General features: G+C 68.3%; 17 protein-coding genes. 14 read left to right on the top strand and 3 right to left on the bottom strand.

Translation table 11 applies throughout. The annotated features are described in order from the left end of the window. Window positions 1-399 precede the first annotated feature (399 nt). The 10 genes from ABD747_RS23460 (at window position 400) to ABD747_RS23415 (ending at window position 8,397) form a co-directional block, all read left to right on the top strand. On the top strand, window positions 400-576 hold the full coding sequence (locus ABD747_RS23460) for a Flp family type IVb pilin (RefSeq protein ID WP_344809251.1): 177 nt from the start codon (window positions 400-402) through the stop codon (window positions 574-576). A 94-nt stretch (window positions 577-670) separates the two neighbouring features. After that, complete coding sequence (locus ABD747_RS23455; protein ID WP_344809249.1) at window positions 671-1,072, top strand: TadE/TadG family type IV pilus assembly protein; 402 nt, start codon at window positions 671-673, stop codon at window positions 1,070-1,072. Beyond that, the gene (locus tag ABD747_RS23450) at window positions 1,060-2,013 is read left to right on the top strand and encodes a TadE/TadG family type IV pilus assembly protein (protein ID WP_344809247.1); all 954 of its coding nucleotides are present in this window, start codon (window positions 1,060-1,062) and stop codon (window positions 2,011-2,013) included. The genes ABD747_RS23455 and ABD747_RS23450 overlap by 13 nt, the downstream gene beginning before the upstream one ends. 12 nt (window positions 2,014-2,025) lie before the next feature. Further along, window positions 2,026-2,781 carry a Flp pilus assembly protein CpaB gene (gene cpaB / locus ABD747_RS23445; protein WP_344809245.1) on the top strand — a complete coding sequence of 252 codons (756 nt, stop codon included), beginning with the start codon at window positions 2,026-2,028 and terminating at the stop codon, window positions 2,779-2,781. Next, window positions 2,778-4,025 (top strand): AAA family ATPase, encoded by a 1,248-nt coding sequence (locus tag ABD747_RS23440; RefSeq protein ID WP_344809243.1) that lies wholly within the window; start codon window positions 2,778-2,780, stop codon window positions 4,023-4,025. The genes cpaB and ABD747_RS23440 overlap by 4 nt, the downstream gene beginning before the upstream one ends. A gap of 149 nt (window positions 4,026-4,174) precedes the next feature. Then, complete coding sequence (locus tag ABD747_RS23435; protein ID WP_344809685.1) at window positions 4,175-5,449, top strand: CpaF family protein; 1,275 nt, start codon at window positions 4,175-4,177, stop codon at window positions 5,447-5,449. Continuing rightward, entirely contained in the window at window positions 5,446-6,402 is a 957-nt protein-coding gene (locus tag ABD747_RS23430; RefSeq protein WP_344809241.1) for a type II secretion system F family protein, read from the top strand. Before ABD747_RS23435 ends, ABD747_RS23430 begins: the two co-directional genes overlap by 4 nt. 172 nt (window positions 6,403-6,574) lie before the next feature. Next, window positions 6,575-7,339 (top strand): type II secretion system F family protein, encoded by a 765-nt coding sequence (locus ABD747_RS23425; protein ID WP_344809240.1) that lies wholly within the window; start codon window positions 6,575-6,577, stop codon window positions 7,337-7,339. A 2-nt stretch (window positions 7,340-7,341) separates the two neighbouring features. Further along, complete coding sequence (locus ABD747_RS23420) at window positions 7,342-7,989, top strand: A24 family peptidase (protein ID WP_344809239.1); 648 nt, start codon at window positions 7,342-7,344, stop codon at window positions 7,987-7,989. Window positions 7,990-8,217: 228 nt separating this feature from the next. After that, window positions 8,218-8,397, top strand: a complete 180-nt coding sequence (locus tag ABD747_RS23415; RefSeq protein ID WP_344809237.1) for a hypothetical protein — start codon at window positions 8,218-8,220, stop codon at window positions 8,395-8,397. 198 nt (window positions 8,398-8,595) lie between these two features. On the opposite strand, the gene ABD747_RS23410 is transcribed toward ABD747_RS23415, so the two are convergent. Further along, on the bottom strand, window positions 8,596-10,218 hold the full coding sequence (locus tag ABD747_RS23410; protein ID WP_344809235.1) for an MBL fold metallo-hydrolase: 1,623 nt from the start codon (window positions 10,216-10,218) through the stop codon (window positions 8,596-8,598). 110 nt (window positions 10,219-10,328) lie between these two features. Here ABD747_RS23410 and ABD747_RS23405 point away from each other — a divergent pair, with 110 nt between their 5' ends. Both ABD747_RS23405 and ABD747_RS23400 read left to right on the top strand, forming a co-directional pair. After that, entirely contained in the window at window positions 10,329-10,796 is a 468-nt protein-coding gene (locus ABD747_RS23405; protein WP_344809231.1) for a tryptophan-rich sensory protein, read from the top strand. Between the two features lie 43 nt (window positions 10,797-10,839). Then, window positions 10,840-11,169, top strand: a complete 330-nt coding sequence (locus ABD747_RS23400) for a hypothetical protein (RefSeq protein WP_344809229.1) — start codon at window positions 10,840-10,842, stop codon at window positions 11,167-11,169. 15 nt (window positions 11,170-11,184) lie between these two features. Here the strand turns inward: ABD747_RS23400 and ABD747_RS23395 are convergent, their stop codons facing one another. Next, window positions 11,185-11,724, bottom strand: a complete 540-nt coding sequence (locus ABD747_RS23395; protein ID WP_344809227.1) for a hypothetical protein — start codon at window positions 11,722-11,724, stop codon at window positions 11,185-11,187. A 196-nt stretch (window positions 11,725-11,920) separates the two neighbouring features. Next, a complete protein-coding gene (locus ABD747_RS23390; RefSeq protein WP_344809225.1) occupies window positions 11,921-12,538 on the bottom strand; it encodes a TetR/AcrR family transcriptional regulator in 618 nt (205 codons plus the stop codon). Window positions 12,539-12,642: 104 nt separating this feature from the next. On the opposite strand from ABD747_RS23390, the gene ABD747_RS23385 reads away from it, so the two are divergent. After that, complete coding sequence (locus ABD747_RS23385) at window positions 12,643-13,461, top strand: sugar phosphate isomerase/epimerase family protein (protein WP_344809222.1); 819 nt, start codon at window positions 12,643-12,645, stop codon at window positions 13,459-13,461. Next, the gene (locus tag ABD747_RS23380; protein ID WP_344809220.1) at window positions 13,461-14,591 is read left to right on the top strand and encodes a Gfo/Idh/MocA family protein; all 1,131 of its coding nucleotides are present in this window, start codon (window positions 13,461-13,463) and stop codon (window positions 14,589-14,591) included. Before ABD747_RS23385 ends, ABD747_RS23380 begins: the two co-directional genes overlap by 1 nt. The last annotated feature ends 308 nt before the right edge of the window (window positions 14,592-14,899 follow it).

Here is a 14,899-nt window from a genome sequence, read left to right as displayed (position 1 = left end):
CTGACTGACCGGCGTCACTCTGGGCGATGCCTGCAGGCTCTTAGCCGGGGGCACAGCGACCGGCCGGGCAAGTTTCATTAATTCTTGAGGTCATCCGAATCTTAACCGATTCACGGTGACCCACGGGCTTGTCCTGACCCCTCCTTGAGCCAGCCTTCGGACTTATCTGAGGTTGTGCTGCGGTATTAGTGCGCTTCGAATTTGGGCGGAAATCGCCACACGTGCATCTCGATGATTTGTTGAGCCTTTGATGGTTGAACCTTGAGTAGTGAAGAATTCAGCTAATTGGCAGGATGCGAAAACCGCTGTAACTTCCTTGCCATACCGCGGCTCCAATCCGGATCGTGGGGGGAATCTGCTTCGGGGAGCCGAAGCCAATCACCAAAGGAGTCATTCGCTATGTCGAATGCAATCAAGCAGTTCATCAGCGACGACGAGGGCGCCACTGCGGTGGAGTACGGCCTGATGGTCGGCCTCATCGCCGCTGTGATCGTGGGCACGGTGGCCGCTCTCGGTACCCGGCTCGACACCCTGTTCGGGGAGGTCAACACCGCAATCGGCGGCACCAATCCGTGATCTGATCACGGAACCACCTTGTGACCGGCGGAGCTCTGCTTCTGCAGTTCTCCGCCGGCCAAACACATTAACCGTCTGAAAGGAACTCCCGACCATGCAGCCTCGACAATCAGAGCGCGGTGCTGCTGCGCTGGAGTTCGCTCTGGTGGTTCCTGTGCTGCTGGTGCTGGTGCTCGGCATCGCCGAGTTCGGGCGCGCCTTCTACACGCAGATCACGCTGTCCGCCGCCGCCCGCGAGGGTGTACGCGTGATGGCTCTCAGCACCACCCCAGCCACTGCGGTGGCGAACGCCAAGAGCGCGACCATCAACGCCGCCACCGGCCTCGGTCTGACTGGCGGCCAGATCGTCGTCACCCCGGGCGCGGGGTGCCCGAACCCGAACACGGCCGGCGCCCAGGCCACGGTCACGATCAACTACAGCATGCCCTTCATCACCGACATGTTCGGTCCGTCGATATCGCTTCACGGGAAGGGAGTCATGCGATGCAACGGCTGACATCCGCCGACCGCGAGCGAGGCGCGGTCGCCGTCGTCGTCGCGATCCTGATGGTCGCGCTGCTCGGCATGGCGGCACTTGCCGTCGACGTCGGTGGACTGTGGGCCAAGCGCCGGCAGCTGCAGAACGGTGCGGACGCCGGCGCGCTGGCGATCGCCCAGGCTTGCGCCAAAGGCGCGTGCGGCAGCACGTCGGCCACCGCGAACAGCTACGCCTCGTCCAACGTGAACGACGGAGCCGCGACCGGTACCGTGCTTGAGTTGACCGCCGGCAAGGTCACCGTGCGGACCGCCGACACCCAGCAGCACTGGTTCGCCCGGATCTGGGGGTCGAACGACTCCAACGTCCATGCGCAGGCCACCGCCGTATGGGGCGGCCCCAACGCCGGGGCAACTTTCCCGCTCGCCTTCTCCGTCTGCGAGTGGAACTGGCAGAACGGTGGTCCCGGCGGCCTGGACAGCACGGTCCAGCGCAAGATCGTCCTCACCAAGACATCGACCAGCAATTGCGTCGGTCCATCCGGAAACGTTGTGCCGGGTGGTTTCGGATGGGTCGATCCGACCTCCGGAACGTGCACCATTGCCAGCCTCGTCAACGGCTGGATCACCTCCTCGACTGGGAACACGCCACCGAACGGATGTAACCCGTCGAATTTCGACGCCCTTGTCGGGAAGACGGTCCTGATCCCGGTCTTCGACAACTACACCGGTACCGGCAACAACGCCAGTTATCACGTCTATGGATATGCCGCATTCAGATTCACCGGCTACTACTTCTCAGGTCAGTACAAGAATTGGCCGACGTCCGGAGTCGCCGGTTGCAGTGGCAGTGAACGCTGTATCGCCGGCTATTTCACCCGATATGTCGACCTCAACGAGGTCCTGACCACCGACGGCGGCGGACCCTCGCTCGGGCTCTCCATCATCAGCCTCATCAAGTAAAAGAGACCACCTATGAAACGTCGCATCCTCGCCGCCGTCGCGGCACTCGTGCTGGCCGCGGTCGGGGCCACCACGCTCTACCTCTACGTCCACCGAGCTGACCAGCGGGCGATGGCCGGGCTGCAGACCGCTCAGGTGCTCGTCGTCGAGAAACCGATCGCCAAGGGCACGCCGGCCGACCAGCTCACCAGACAGGTCGCCAGTAAGGAACTGCCGGCAACCGCGATCGCTCCGGGCTCGGTGACCAGCCTCGACCAGGTCAAGGGCCTGGTCGCCACCGCCGATCTGCAGCCGGGCGAGCAGGTGCTTGCCTCCCGGTTCGCCAACGCGGCGACCATGACCGACGGGCAGTCGGCGCCGGTGCCGAAGGGCCTGCAGGAGGTGTCGGTGCAGCTCGACCAACAGCGGGCGCTGGGCGGCAACATCGTGCCCGGCGACACGGTCGGGGTGTTCTTCTCGATCGAGGTCGAGTACCCGAACAACAAAGCGAACCCGAAGGACGACCTGACGCACCTGACCTTTCACCGGGTGCTGGTGACCCGGGTCCAGGGCGGCCTCGCACCGGTGGCCCACAGCACTGATGCCGGATCTGCTCCGGCACCGATGCCGGAAGGCCAGAGCGTCATGGTCACGTTGGCGGTGACCGCCCCGCAGGCAGAGAAGATCGTCTTCACCGCCGAGAAAGGCAGCATCTGGCTGTCGAAGGAGAACGCCGACGCCGATCCGAGCGGTGCTCAGATCGTCAGGGAAGAAGGGCTGTACCAATGACCCGCGTTTCGCTGATCAGCTCCTCCGCCGAGCTACGCGACCGTCTCCAGCCGCTCACCGGCAGCACCGCGTTCTCGCCGGCCGGCGGGACCGGAGACCCGGCCTCTCTGCTGGCCCAGTTCACCGGCCTCCCGCCGGAAGTGCTGATCATGGACTGCCGGGCCGATGCCAATGGCAAGCTGGCACTGGCCGCGGTCCTGATCGAGACCTACCCGGCCACCGGTGTGCTTCTGGTCAGCGACCGACCCGGTGACCTGGCGTTGCCGGCGATGCGGGTGGGGGTCCAGGACATCCTCCCCCCGTACGCCACGCTGGCCGAGTTTGGCGACGCGGTCGAGGCCGTCGCCTCCGCGACCCGGAATCGGGTGGCGCAGCTCACCGAGGTCCCGGCCGAGGTCACCCGTGTCGTGCCTGCCGGTCAGGTCGTCAGTGTCATGTCGCCGAAGGGCGGCGTCGGCAAGACCACCGTGGCGACCAACATCGCCGTGGGCCTGGCTCAGAGGGCGCCCGGCTCGACGGTGATCGTCGACCTCGACGTCCAGTTCGGAGACGTCGCCAGCGGGCTCGACCTGGAACCGCACCACTTCCTTGCCGACGTCGTCCACGGTGCGGCCCGCTACGACGCGGTCGTGATGAAGACCTTCCTCACCCAGCACAAGTCCGGGCTGTATGCCATCTGCGCACCGAACGTGCCCAGTGACGCGGACAAGATCACCGCCGACGACATCAGCCACCTGCTGCATGGACTGGCCGCGGAGTTCCGCTACGTCGTGATCGACACCGCTCCCGGCATGTCGGAGACCACCTTGGCGGCGCTCGATGCGACCACCGACCTGATCCTGCTGTCCAGCATGGACGTCCCAGGGATCCGGGGTCTGCGCAAGGAACTCGACACCATCCGGGAGCTGGAGCTGACCCTCGACTCCCGGCGGGTGGTGCTCAACTTCGCCGACCACAAGGGTCTGCTCTCGGTTGCCGACGTGGAGGCCACCATCGGCACCAGGGTCGACCTGGCTCTGCCCCGGTCGAAGGCCGCGCTCACCTCGGTCAACCAGGGCATCCCGCTGCTCCAGTCCGGTGTTCGGGACCCGCTCACCAAACACCTGCGGAACCTGGTCGACCGCATCGCCACTCCCACCCGGCCCGGCCGGACCGTCGAGTCACCCGTTGCCGGGGCGAAGCCCTCGCCCCAACCGGCGTCTCGCTGGCAGCTGTTCAAGAAGAAGGGGACGGTCGCGGCATGAACCTCTCCGAACGCCTCGAGGCCGCTCGCACGGGGGGAGCCGGGCCCGGTGGAGACACCGGGCCCCGGCCCGTTGCGCGCGCTGTTCCGCGCCCGCATGCGCCGTCTCCCGGGCCGCGCACCGGCATCAGTGAGACCCTGGTGGCGCTGATGGACCGGGCCACGAACGCCATGTACGAGCGGCTCGGCGCCCGGCTCAACGACCCGACTCTCACCGAGGAGCAGCTCCACGCGCTGGTGCGGACCGAACTCGCCGCGGTGGTCGCTGAGGAAGGCGTCCCACTGACCACCGCGCAGCAGCAGCGGCTGATCCAGGATGTCAGCGACGACGTGCTCGGCCTCGGTCCGCTGCAACGGCTGCTCGACGACACCGACGTCACCGAGATCATGGTCAACGGACCGGACACCGTCTACATCGAACGCCGCGGCAAGCTCTCGCTGTCCGACGTCCACTTCACCTCGGAGGAGCATCTGCGCCGGATCATCGAGCGCATCGTGTCCAAGGTAGGCCGTCGGATCGACGAGTCCTCCCCGCTGGTCGACGCCCGGCTGGCCGACGGCTCCCGGGTGAACGCGATCATTCCGCCACTGTCCTTCAGCGGCCCGGCACTGACCATCCGCAAGTTCGCCCGCGACCCGTTCACCGTGAACGACCTGATCAGCATGGACACCATCACCGAGGAGATGGCCGAGCTACTCCGCGCCTGTGTCGAAGCCCGGCTCAACATCATCGTCTCCGGCGGCACCGGCTCCGGCAAGACCACCCTCTTGAATGTGCTGTCCTCCTTCATCCCCGAGTCCGAACGCATCATCACCATCGAGGACGCGATCGAGCTCCAGCTCCACCAGGAGCACCTGGTCCGGCTCGAGTCCCGCCCGGCCAACATGGAGGGCAAGGGCGAGATCACCATCCGCGACCTGGTCCGCAACTCGCTGCGCATGCGACCGGACCGGATCGTCGTCGGCGAGGTCCGCGGCGGGGAGTCCCTGGACATGTTGCAGGCCATGAACACCGGCCACGACGGATCGCTGTCCACCGTCCATGCCAACTCTCCCCGCGACGCCATCGCCCGGCTGGAGACCCTGGTGCTGATGGCCGGACTGGACCTGCCGCTCCGCGCCATCCGGGAACAGGTCGCCTCCGCGGTCGATGTCATCGTCCAGCTCGCGCGGCTCCGCGACGGCAGCCGGCGGGTCGTCTCGCTGACCGAGGTCCAAGGCATGGAGGGCCAGACCGTCACCCTGCAGGACGCATTCGTCTTCGACTACGCCGCCGGCATGAACGAGAACGGCAAGTTCATCGGGAATTCTGTCGCCACCGGTGTCCGCCCCCGGTTCACCGAGCGGTTCGAGGAGCTGGGCATCACCGTGCCCGCCCGGATCTTCGCCCCGCCCGCCGTCAAGCCCGTGCGGAGCGTGCGATGACCTCGCTGTTCGGGATGCCGGTCGCCGTCATCGTTGCCCTGGTGGTCTGCGCCCTGGCGGTCGGGGTCGTCGTCTACCTCCTGGCCGGGCCACGCCCCAAGCAGCTGGAGTTCTCCCGGCGCCGGCCCGGTGTGGCCCCGCCGGACTCGACCCTGACCCGGGCGACAGCGGCTGTCACCACGGTGCTCGACCGGTTCCTCCGCAGCCGCGGGAGCCGGTCGTCTACCGAGGCCGTCCTCGAACTGGCCGGGATCAGGATGCGGCCGCAGGACTTCCTGCTGATCCTGATCGCAGGAGTGCTGTCCGGGGCGGCACTGGGCGCGGTACTCGGTGGGCTGCTGCCTGCACTGCTGCTCGCCTTGCTGGTGCCGGTCGCCGCCAAGGTGTTCCTCGGCCTGAAGACCAGCAAGCGGCAGCGGGCCTTCGAGGCCCAGTTGGACGATGCGATGCAGATGCTCGCCGGCAACCTGCGGGCCGGCCACAGCCTGCTCCAGGCCCTCGACGCCATGGCCCGTGAGGCGCCGGCACCGCTGTCGGAGGAGTTCACCCGCGTGATCAACGAGACGCGAGTCGGCCGCGACGCCGGCCATGCCCTCGAAGAGGTCGCAACCCGGATGAACAGCAAGGACATGACCTGGATTGCCCATGCCATCACGATCAACCGCAACGTCGGCGGCAACCTGGCCGAAGTCCTTGACCAGGTCGGCGCCACCATTCGCGAACGCGGCCAGATCAAACGCCAGGTCCAGACCCTGAGCGCCGAAGGCCGACTGTCCGCCATCGTGCTGATGGTGCTGCCGATCGGGGTAGCCGGCTTCTTGCTTGTGGTCAATCCCGGCTACCTGGCGAAGTTCAGCCAGAGCCTGCTCGGCTACGGCCTGCTCGTCATCGCCGCGGCGCTGATGGTTGCCGGTGGGGTGTGGCTGCGCAAGGTCACCATCCTCAAGTTCTGACTACGCACCGAAAGTCTTTGACATGTCGACTCAGACCTGGCTCGCCATCGGCGCGCTCAGCATCGCCCTGCCGCTGCTGGCCTGGGCATTGTTCAGCCGCCCCAGCCGAGCGCACCAGTACGCTGTCGCGAACCTGCAGCGTGGCCTGCGCACAGGGCCGCGGGCGGGCGGGATGACCGCGCAGGCGCCCGCGCTTGACGGGGTACAGCGGGCCGGCAAGCGTCCGTTGGTGCTGCGGCTGATCCCGGGCGGCGCGGTCCGCCGGGTGGACCGGCTGGCATCCCGCGCAGGACGCCCGGCCGGGTGGCCACTCGAACGGCTGCTCCGCGCCAAACTGCTGCTCGTCGTCGTCGGTGCTGTCCTCGGACTGATCTACGTTGCGGCCACCGGCAAAGCGGCGGCGGTCGTGATCGTCGCGCTGCTCACTGTCGGGTGCTACTACCTGCCCGAGTTGCTCCTCTACAACAGGGCCATCAAGCGTAACGAGCAGATCGGACTGCAGCTCGCCGACACCCTGGACCAGATGACCATCGCTGTCGAGGCCGGGCTCGGCTTCGAGTCCGCGATGGCTCAGGCCGGACGCAACGGCACCGGACCGCTCGCGGAAGAACTGGTCCGAACCCTGCAGGACATCGAGATGGGCCAGACCCGCCGCCAGGCCTACCAGGCGCTGGGTGAGCGGACCAACGTCGAGGATCTGCGCCGGTTCACCCGCGCAGTGGTCCAAGCCGACAAGAACGGCATCCCAGTTGCCGACGTGCTTCGCACACAAGCCGGCGAAATGCGCATCAAGCGCCGGCAGCGGGCCGAGGAGAAGGCCATGAAGATCCCCGTCAAGGTGATCTTCCCGCTGCTGTTCTGCATCATGCCGGTGCTGTTCATCGTCGTGATGGGACCGGCAGCAATGGACATCGCCAAAGTCTTCCAAGGAATGTGAGAATGTCGACCACCGTCATCATCTGCACGGCTCTGATCTCGGGGATCGCGGCCCTGCTGCTGACCCGCTGGATGCGCAAGCTGGCCAAGGCCGAGTCCTTCTGGCTCTCCGGCCATCTGCACGTCGCGGTGGCGGCTCTGGCCGGGGCCGGTGCCGCCACCCTGGCGAGCAATTGGGCCGAACTGATCGGCTATGCGCTGCTGGGTGTTGGCTGCGCGCTGTTGTTCGTCATCGACCTCGCCGTCTTCCGGTTGCCGAACAAGATCGTCGGACCGTTGTACCTGATCATGCTCGGCGCCCTGGCGTCGGCGGCCGTCGTTGAGCATGACCCGATGAGGCTGCTCCGGGCGCTCGGGTTGGGGACACTCGCCTTCGCCGTCTACGTCCTGCTTGCCGTGATCAGGCCGGGACAGCTCGGGCGCGGCGACGTGAAGCTCGCCGGCGTCCTCGGCCTCTTCCTCGGCTGGCTCGGCTGGTCCCAAGCTCTGCTCGGACTCCTCGGTGCCTTCCTGCTCAGCGCGGTGGTGGGGATCGCGATCGTCAAGGTCATGCGGCTGGACCTGCGCACGCTGATCCCGTTCGGCCCGTTCATGGTGGCGGGGGCGGCTCTCGGCGCGGCCCTGGGCCCGGGCGTTTTGACCATCGGCTGACTCTCGCGGCTCGTGATAGCCAGCCGGTGCACATGCAGGACAACAGACCGTCGCCGATCCCAGGTGTACCGGAACCACGCCGCTGGCAGCCGATGCGACGCACGGCGAGCTGGAGGTGACGATCGTTCCCCCCCGCCTTCACCAATGGCGGGTGAGGGCGCTGGGTGGGCTGGATGGGCCAACCCACCCCCGGCTACGACCAAGCAGGCAACCGCGAAAGGACGAGCTGTGGACGTACTGTTCACGATCACAACTGACAACATGGGTACGGTGTACCTTCGCGACCACCTGGACGAGGTGATCGCGCGGGGCCGCCTCAAGGGCAACTTTGGTAGGGATGATGAGGCCCGCGCCGTCGCGGAATGGGCGGCAACCGAAGTGCGACGGGCGCTGCAGCGGACCTGGTGACGGCCGGAGCCCGGGTGAGGTGCCCACCCTGCCGAGCCTCGGCGGGCGTGGCCGGGCCGCCGGCAATCCGCACTCGGGATCGGACGGACGGGATCTCTTGCAGGTTGTCGCGCTGATGGGAGGCGATCGCGGATCGGTCCGCCGGCCGGCACGGCCAGACGGGCACGGTCAAGACGGGCAGGGTCAGAACGGGCGGGGTCAGAAGGGGTGCGTCTCGACCCGCAGTCCGATCTGGCGGCCGCCACCGTTCGGCAGATCGTCGGCCTCCCAGTACATGACGTGGAACTGCTGGGTGGCATTCGTCCCGGTCGACTCGGCCTCGGTCAGGGTGAGCATCGCGTTGCCGCGGGCGCGGTCGGCCTGCAGGTTCACGTCGGCGTTGTCACCGCACACTCGGGAGCGGTTGCCGACCAGCACCAGCTGATCCTCGCCGTCGCTGGCCGGGATGTGTTGGGTCGTGTACTTGCAGTTGGTCAGATAGAAGCGCGGTACGGCAACGTCGAGCCGGTCGACGACAGCCTGGGTCGGGTGCGGATCGCTGTCCTTGCCGAACTTGTTCTTGCCGCAGGAGATGAAGGCGGTCTGCGCGTTGATGGCTTGCAGGTAGGCGGCCGGGGTCGAACTGGCCGCGCCGTGATGGCTGACCTTGAACGCCGCGATCCTGGTCGCCGGCGCGAACGCCGCCCCGCCCTGGGGGTTCGGGAACCCGGTGCCGAGCAGCCGCGGGGCGACGAGCAACTCGCCCTGCCCGGGGAGATCTCCGGCGGTGAAGAAGAAGAAGTTGCCGAACCGGATCGCCAGGCCGATCGCCACGTCGTTCTGACGCTGCCCGCTGTTGATCGGCGGCGCTCCCGTCTGGCGCCCCCAGACGTAGCCGAGACCGGTGACCAGGAAGGCAGCCGGCGAGCCGGCCGGCGCGGCCACGGAGCGTGGCCCGCTGCGCCAGAGCACCTCGTTGCCGAGCGACATCGGGGTGATGCTGGTCCGGGTGCGATTCACCCCGGGCGCGAGCGGGATGTCGTTCGACCACAGGGGCACGGCTCCACCGACGAAATAGGCCCAGTTGTCCGGGATGCCCGGGCTCGCTCCGGTGTCGATCACCTCGGTAGCGCGATACAGGCCGCCGGTGTGGAAGCAGCCGTTCAGGGCACCACGGATCCGCTCCAGGATGCGGTTCTCGGCGAACAGTTGGCGGCGGGCAGGCAGGATGTTGTCCTTGCCGTGGTAGGTGCTCACGCCGGCGACGATCGCGGCGCCGCCGCACGACTGCGGCGTTCTGATCAACTTCGGGTTCGCGTACGACCCGCCCGCCAGGGCGAGGCCGACCTGCGCGCCGGCGGCGGCGTTGTCCTCCAGCGTGTTGCTGCCCGGCAGCTTCAGCGCGGCTGCCTCGGCACCTGCTTTGACGGCGAGGTAGGCAAAGTCGTGACCGGCGGTGTAGCAACCCCAGCCGGCCGCCGCGGCAGCGGCCGCGGCCGCCGCGGTTCGCTGGGCGTCGCTGCTGGCCGCGGCGGCATCCCAGGCGCTGATGGCCGCGGTCGCCAGGCAGCGGCAGATCGCGGTCAGGTTGTCGCTGAGCAGGATCGCCAGCACGCCCCCGACGTGGTCGGCGTCGTAGTGGGTGACCACGATGTGGTCGAGGCCGTCGCTTCCGGCGCGGGCCAACCGGTCGGCGACGTAGCCGTGGACCGTCGGACCGTAGCCGCTCAGGCCGCCGTCGATCAGCATCGACCGGACCTGTCCGTTGCCGTCGTCGGCGATGATCAGGGAACTGTCGCCCTGACCGACGTCGAGGGTCGAGATCTCCAGCCGAAAGGGCATTCCGCGGGCCTCCCGCCGTGCCGTCCCCGAGCCCGATCACAGCGTAGTGGTGCGCTTCAGGATTGACCAGGCAGGCTGCGGACCTCGGGGGTGAGGACTAGCCTGCGATCATGAAAGCGCGCTCGGCCGTGGCCGGCGGAACGATCGCGGCGACTGCCGCGGTGCTCGGGAATGCCCTTGTCGGCAAGGAATCGCTGGCCTGGTTTCGAGCTCTGAAGGCGCCGCGTGGGCAGTTGCCGATGTCGGGCTTCGTCGCCGTCGCGGCGCTCTACTACATGATCATGGGGATGGTTCTGGCGCGCGGCATCGACCAACGACGGGCGAGCACGATCGCCTGGGCGATCGCGGTGCTGATCGGGAACGAAGCGTGGAACGGTCTGCTGTTCGGCCGTCGGAACCCCGGTGCCGCGTTCGCCGGGCTGCTTGCGTTCCTGCTGCCGCTGGGCGGGCTGCAGTGGTCGGTCCGGCGCGATCGTCGCTCCTCGGTGGTGTTGCTGCCCTACACCGTGTACGTGCTCGGTTACGACCTCGGGTGGAGCTATCGGCTCTGGCGGCTGAACCCCCGGTCCGGGTGCTGATCGGGCCAGCCGCGCGCCGGATCGGCGCCGGTAGGGTCGTGTCATGCCTGTCACCCCCGCATCGTCGGTCCGGACCGCACCGCTTGCCGCCCTCGGATTGGTCGGCGGCTACCTGGTGGCGCGGGAGTCCGGGATCAGGCCGCTCGGCGGGGTGTTGCTCGGAGCCTGTGGGCTGTATGCCGGGCGGACCTGGCTGGCCAAGACCGGGCCCGCGGTGACCGCCCTGCTCAGCGTCCTGTACGTCGGTGGCTTCGGCGCGTCGCACCCGCTGGCGAAGAAGATCGGCGCGTGGCCCGCGGTGCTCGCCGTCAGCGCGGCGTCTGCGGGCGCGTCCTGGGCGCTGTGCGATCGCGCACCGCAGAGCGACGTCTGACGCGTCAGTCTCGGTTCAGGGCTCGCGTCGGCGGCCGATGTCGAGGAACTCGACCTCGCCCGGCTGTGCGGAGAACCCGGCCGGGGTCGCCGCGCTCCACCCGGTGGTGAAGGTGCTCTCGTCCCAGCCGTCGTCGCGCACGGTCCGGATCCGCCGGGTGCGCGCCCGCTCACTGAGTGGCTGCGCCCAGTAGTCGACAGCCGGCGAGTCGAGGCCGGCGGGAAACACGTCCGGGGTGTGCCGGAGCTCGTCGAGCAACTGCTCGTAGGCCAGCCGGTTGCCGAGCTGGCGGGTGGCAGACATCCAGTCGTCGGTGGCGATCAGCTGCTCGATCCGGTCGATCGCCGCGCACAGCCGCCGGCGCTTGGTCCACAGCCAGAGCTTCTCCTGCTCCGGGTCCATCCGGTCCTTGACCGCCGCCCGTGCCTTCGACCACTCGTCGGTCCGCTCTGCCAGGGCGACCGCCACCCGCTGCACCGCCGGGCGGGTCGCCAGCGGCAGCACGAGGAACGCGAACGCGACGATCAGCCACGACCCGACGTCCATCGCCTCCATCACCGCCTCGTGAAAGCCTTCCCTCAAGACTGAGCCGCCGGCGCCCGATTGACAAGGGATCCGGTTGTCTGAAACCGCGGCCATCGCCGGGAACCTCGCATACCCCGTGCAACCTCGCACACCCAATATCGTGCGCAAGGTTGGCCAAGACATGCGAACTCCGCAGGATCGCGCCCGCCTGAGCGGCCGGTGAGCGTCAGCGGAGGACGTACGGCGGCAGCAGGGCTGCCTGGATCCGGTGCCGCAGCACCGCGGCCATGTCGATGCTGTCCGGTGCAAGCACCCACTGGACCTGGAGGCCGTCCATCAGCGCGATGATCTCGATCGCCAGCGCGCGCGGGTCGGTGCCCGCGACCAGGGCCCCGCGCGCGGCCAGCCGGGTCAGGGCGGCCGCCAGCTCGGCCCGCGCGGCGGCGTACCGCTCGAGGAAGTACGCGTGCGCAGGATGCTCGGGATCGCCGGCCTCGGCCGAGAGCACCGAGAACAGATTCACGATCTCGGGCGAGGAGGCGTTGTGCCGGGCCAGCGCGATCAGCCGTTCGATCGCCGCCAGATCAGGGTCGGCGACGTCGCTCGGCAGCGGAACGACCAGCGCGCTGGTGCGGTCGCGCTGGGCGAGCACGGCCTCGAGCAGGCTCTCCTTGGTGGGGAAGTGGTGCAGCAGACCGGTTCGGGAGATGCCGCACGCCGCGGCGATCTGGAGCATCGTCGCCGACCGGAAGCCGAGGGTCCCGAAGACCTCGGTGGCGACCTCCACGATCGCCTCTCGCCGGGCGTCGCCCTTCGCGTAACCGCCGCGCTGCTGGCTGGTCATCCGCTCTCCCATTCCGTCCCGGATCAGAAACCGACACAAGTGTCGGTTTTCATGCTACGCTGGGTGCACCCCGTTCTTCCAGCCGTCGAAAGGCACGCCCAGCGATGACCCAGCCGCAGCTCTCGATCCAGCTCTACACAGTCAACGACCAGCTCGTCGCCGACCCGGACGGCACCCTCGCCCGGCTCGCCGAGATGGGGCTGACCCAGGTCGAGGCGTACGCCTTCGTCGATCGGGCCGAGTCTCTCGCCGAGGCGTTCGAGCGGCACGCTCTGCATGCCCGGACCGGGCACGCGCACCTGCTGTCCGACGAGCTGCGGTTCGGCGATCGGGTCATCCCGGTGTTCGCTCACGACGAGATCTTCGCCGCGGCGAAGACGCTCGGGATGGAGTACGTGATCGACCCGATGGTGGGCCTCGACCGCTGGCTGGACGCCGATCAGATCTCCGCGACCGCGGCCCGGCTGAACGCCGCCGCCGAGACGGCAGCCGGCCACGGCCTGCGGGTCGGCTACCACAACCACGCGCAGGAGTTCGCGGCGACGATCGACGGCCGCTCGGGCTACGAGTTCTTCGTCGACCAGCTGCGCGACGACGTCGTGCTCGAGCTGGACGTGTTCTGGGCCGCGACCGCGAAGGTGGATGTGACCGCGCTGCTCGGCCGGCTCGGCGACCGGGTCAAGGCACTGCACGTCAAGGACGGGTACGTCGGGGTCAACCCGTTCACCCCGGATGCCGCACCGTTCGACAAGGCCGAGCTGGACCAGCGGTCCGCAGGCCAGGGCGAGCTGCCGATGCTGGACTACCTGGCCGCCGCGCCGGGCTGCGAGTTCGCGGTGATCGAGTTCGACCACTTCGCCGGCGACATGTTCGACGGCGTGCAGGGCAGCGTCGACTTCTTCCACGCGAATGGAATCAAGTGATGAGCCGTTCCGGACCGGTCGGCGTCGGCTTCATCGGCACCGGCATGATCAGCAACACCTACCTGGAGAACCTCACCAAGTTCCCCGACATCGACGTCGTGATCCTGGGCGACCTGAACACCGAGCTCGCCAAGTCCCAGGCGGAGAAGCACGGCATCCGCGAGTGGGGGAGCGCTGACGACGTGATCGCTCACCCCGACGTCGAGCTGGTGGTGAACCTGACCATCCCGGCCGTACACGCGCAGGTGTCCGGTCGGGCGATCGACGCCGGCAAGCACGTCTGGTCGGAGAAGCCGATCAGCGTGGACCGGGAGAGCGGTCGCGCCCTGCTGGCGAAGGCCGAGGCTGCCGCCCTGCTGGTCGGGATCGCTCCCGACACGGTGCTCGGGCCGGGGGTGCAGACCGCCCGCCGGGCGATCGCGCACGGCGACATCGGCGAGCCGCTGTCCGCGCAGACCGTGATGCAGTACATCGGGCCGGACATCTTCCATCCGAGCCCGGAGTTCCTGTTCGCCAAGGGCGCCGGCCCGCTGTTCGACATGGGTCCGTACTACCTGACCACGCTGGTGCACGTCTTCGGCTCGGTGGAGAGCGTCGCGGCGGTCGGCTCGAAGAGCCGGGCCACTCGGACGATCCAGGCCGGCGACCGGGTCGGCACGACGTTCGAGGTGGACGTGCCGACCCACGTCAGTGCCCTGGCGAAGTTCGTCGACGGCGGCGTCAGCCAGAGTGTGTTCAGTTTCGACTCCCCGATGGTGAAGATGGGCGTGGTCGAGATCACCGGCACCGAGGGCACGCTGGTCATCCCCGACCCCAACCGGTTCACCGGCGAGGTCAAGATCACCCGGGCGCCCGCGCCGGCGGCGATCATGGATCCCGCGGTCTGGGAGGACGTCCCGATCACCGGCGTGTACGCCGAGCGCGGGCTGGGCGTGCTCGACCTGGCCCGGGCCGCCCGGAACGGCGGTCGCCCGCTGGCTTCGGGTGAACTCGGCTACCACGTGCTCGACACGATGGTGGCGATCGACGAGGCGGTGACCGAGAACCGCGTCGTCGCGGTGGACAGCCGGGTCGCCGCCGTGCCGCCGGTCGCCGAGGACTTCGACCCCTTCGCCGCCACGCTCGTCTGATTGCTCCGCTCGGGCGAGCCCTCGCTCCGCGCTGTACTGTCCGGCTCGCGCTCGCTCCGGCGCCTCCATGACTTTAACTTCCTTCATCGCGCACGGCCGGGGCTTCCTGCCGCTGCCGCGGGACTGCGCTCGGCCCCTGCGCTCAGGCGGAAGTGAAAGCCAGGCGCTCCGCTTTCCGACGCTCGCCGGGCTTCGGGCCGGCTCGTTCGTCGGTTCTGGTGAAACGAAAAGACATCCCACGTTGCTACGGGTCAAGCCGCGGCGTGATGTTCGCGTGGCCAGGCAACGGTTTCGTCGTAGGGCAGGTG

This window comes from Microlunatus ginsengisoli, from assembly GCF_039537205.1.
Lineage (GTDB): Bacteria > Actinomycetota > Actinomycetes > Propionibacteriales > Propionibacteriaceae > Microlunatus > Microlunatus ginsengisoli.
This window is presented reverse-complemented; position numbering and strand designations above follow the sequence as displayed.

What these genes read in the sequence shown, in the direction of transcription:
- ABD747_RS23460 (WP_344809251.1), top strand. Translation starts at nt 400, where the DNA reads ATGTCGAATGCAATCAAGCAGTTCATCAGCGACGACGAGGGCGCCACT.
- ABD747_RS23455 (WP_344809249.1), top strand. Translation starts at nt 671, where the DNA reads ATGCAGCCTCGACAATCAGAGCGCGGTGCTGCTGCGCTGGAGTTCGCT.
- ABD747_RS23450 (WP_344809247.1), top strand. Translation starts at nt 1,060, where the DNA reads ATGCAACGGCTGACATCCGCCGACCGCGAGCGAGGCGCGGTCGCCGTC.
- cpaB (WP_344809245.1), top strand. Translation starts at nt 2,026, where the DNA reads ATGAAACGTCGCATCCTCGCCGCCGTCGCGGCACTCGTGCTGGCCGCG.
- ABD747_RS23440 (WP_344809243.1), top strand. Translation starts at nt 2,778, where the DNA reads ATGACCCGCGTTTCGCTGATCAGCTCCTCCGCCGAGCTACGCGACCGT.
- ABD747_RS23435 (WP_344809685.1), top strand. Translation starts at nt 4,175, where the DNA reads ATGGACCGGGCCACGAACGCCATGTACGAGCGGCTCGGCGCCCGGCTC.
- ABD747_RS23430 (WP_344809241.1), top strand. Translation starts at nt 5,446, where the DNA reads ATGACCTCGCTGTTCGGGATGCCGGTCGCCGTCATCGTTGCCCTGGTG.
- ABD747_RS23425 (WP_344809240.1), top strand. Translation starts at nt 6,575, where the DNA reads ATGACCGCGCAGGCGCCCGCGCTTGACGGGGTACAGCGGGCCGGCAAG.
- ABD747_RS23420 (WP_344809239.1), top strand. Translation starts at nt 7,342, where the DNA reads ATGTCGACCACCGTCATCATCTGCACGGCTCTGATCTCGGGGATCGCG.
- ABD747_RS23410 (WP_344809235.1), bottom strand. Translation starts at nt 10,218, where the DNA reads ATGCCCTTTCGGCTGGAGATCTCGACCCTCGACGTCGGTCAGGGCGAC.
- ABD747_RS23405 (WP_344809231.1), top strand. Translation starts at nt 10,329, where the DNA reads ATGAAAGCGCGCTCGGCCGTGGCCGGCGGAACGATCGCGGCGACTGCC.
- ABD747_RS23400 (WP_344809229.1), top strand. Translation starts at nt 10,840, where the DNA reads ATGCCTGTCACCCCCGCATCGTCGGTCCGGACCGCACCGCTTGCCGCC.
- ABD747_RS23395 (WP_344809227.1), bottom strand. Translation starts at nt 11,724, where the DNA reads ATGGAGGCGATGGACGTCGGGTCGTGGCTGATCGTCGCGTTCGCGTTC.
- ABD747_RS23390 (WP_344809225.1), bottom strand. Translation starts at nt 12,538, where the DNA reads ATGACCAGCCAGCAGCGCGGCGGTTACGCGAAGGGCGACGCCCGGCGA.
- ABD747_RS23385 (WP_344809222.1), top strand. Translation starts at nt 12,643, where the DNA reads ATGACCCAGCCGCAGCTCTCGATCCAGCTCTACACAGTCAACGACCAG.
- ABD747_RS23380 (WP_344809220.1), top strand. Translation starts at nt 13,461, where the DNA reads ATGAGCCGTTCCGGACCGGTCGGCGTCGGCTTCATCGGCACCGGCATG.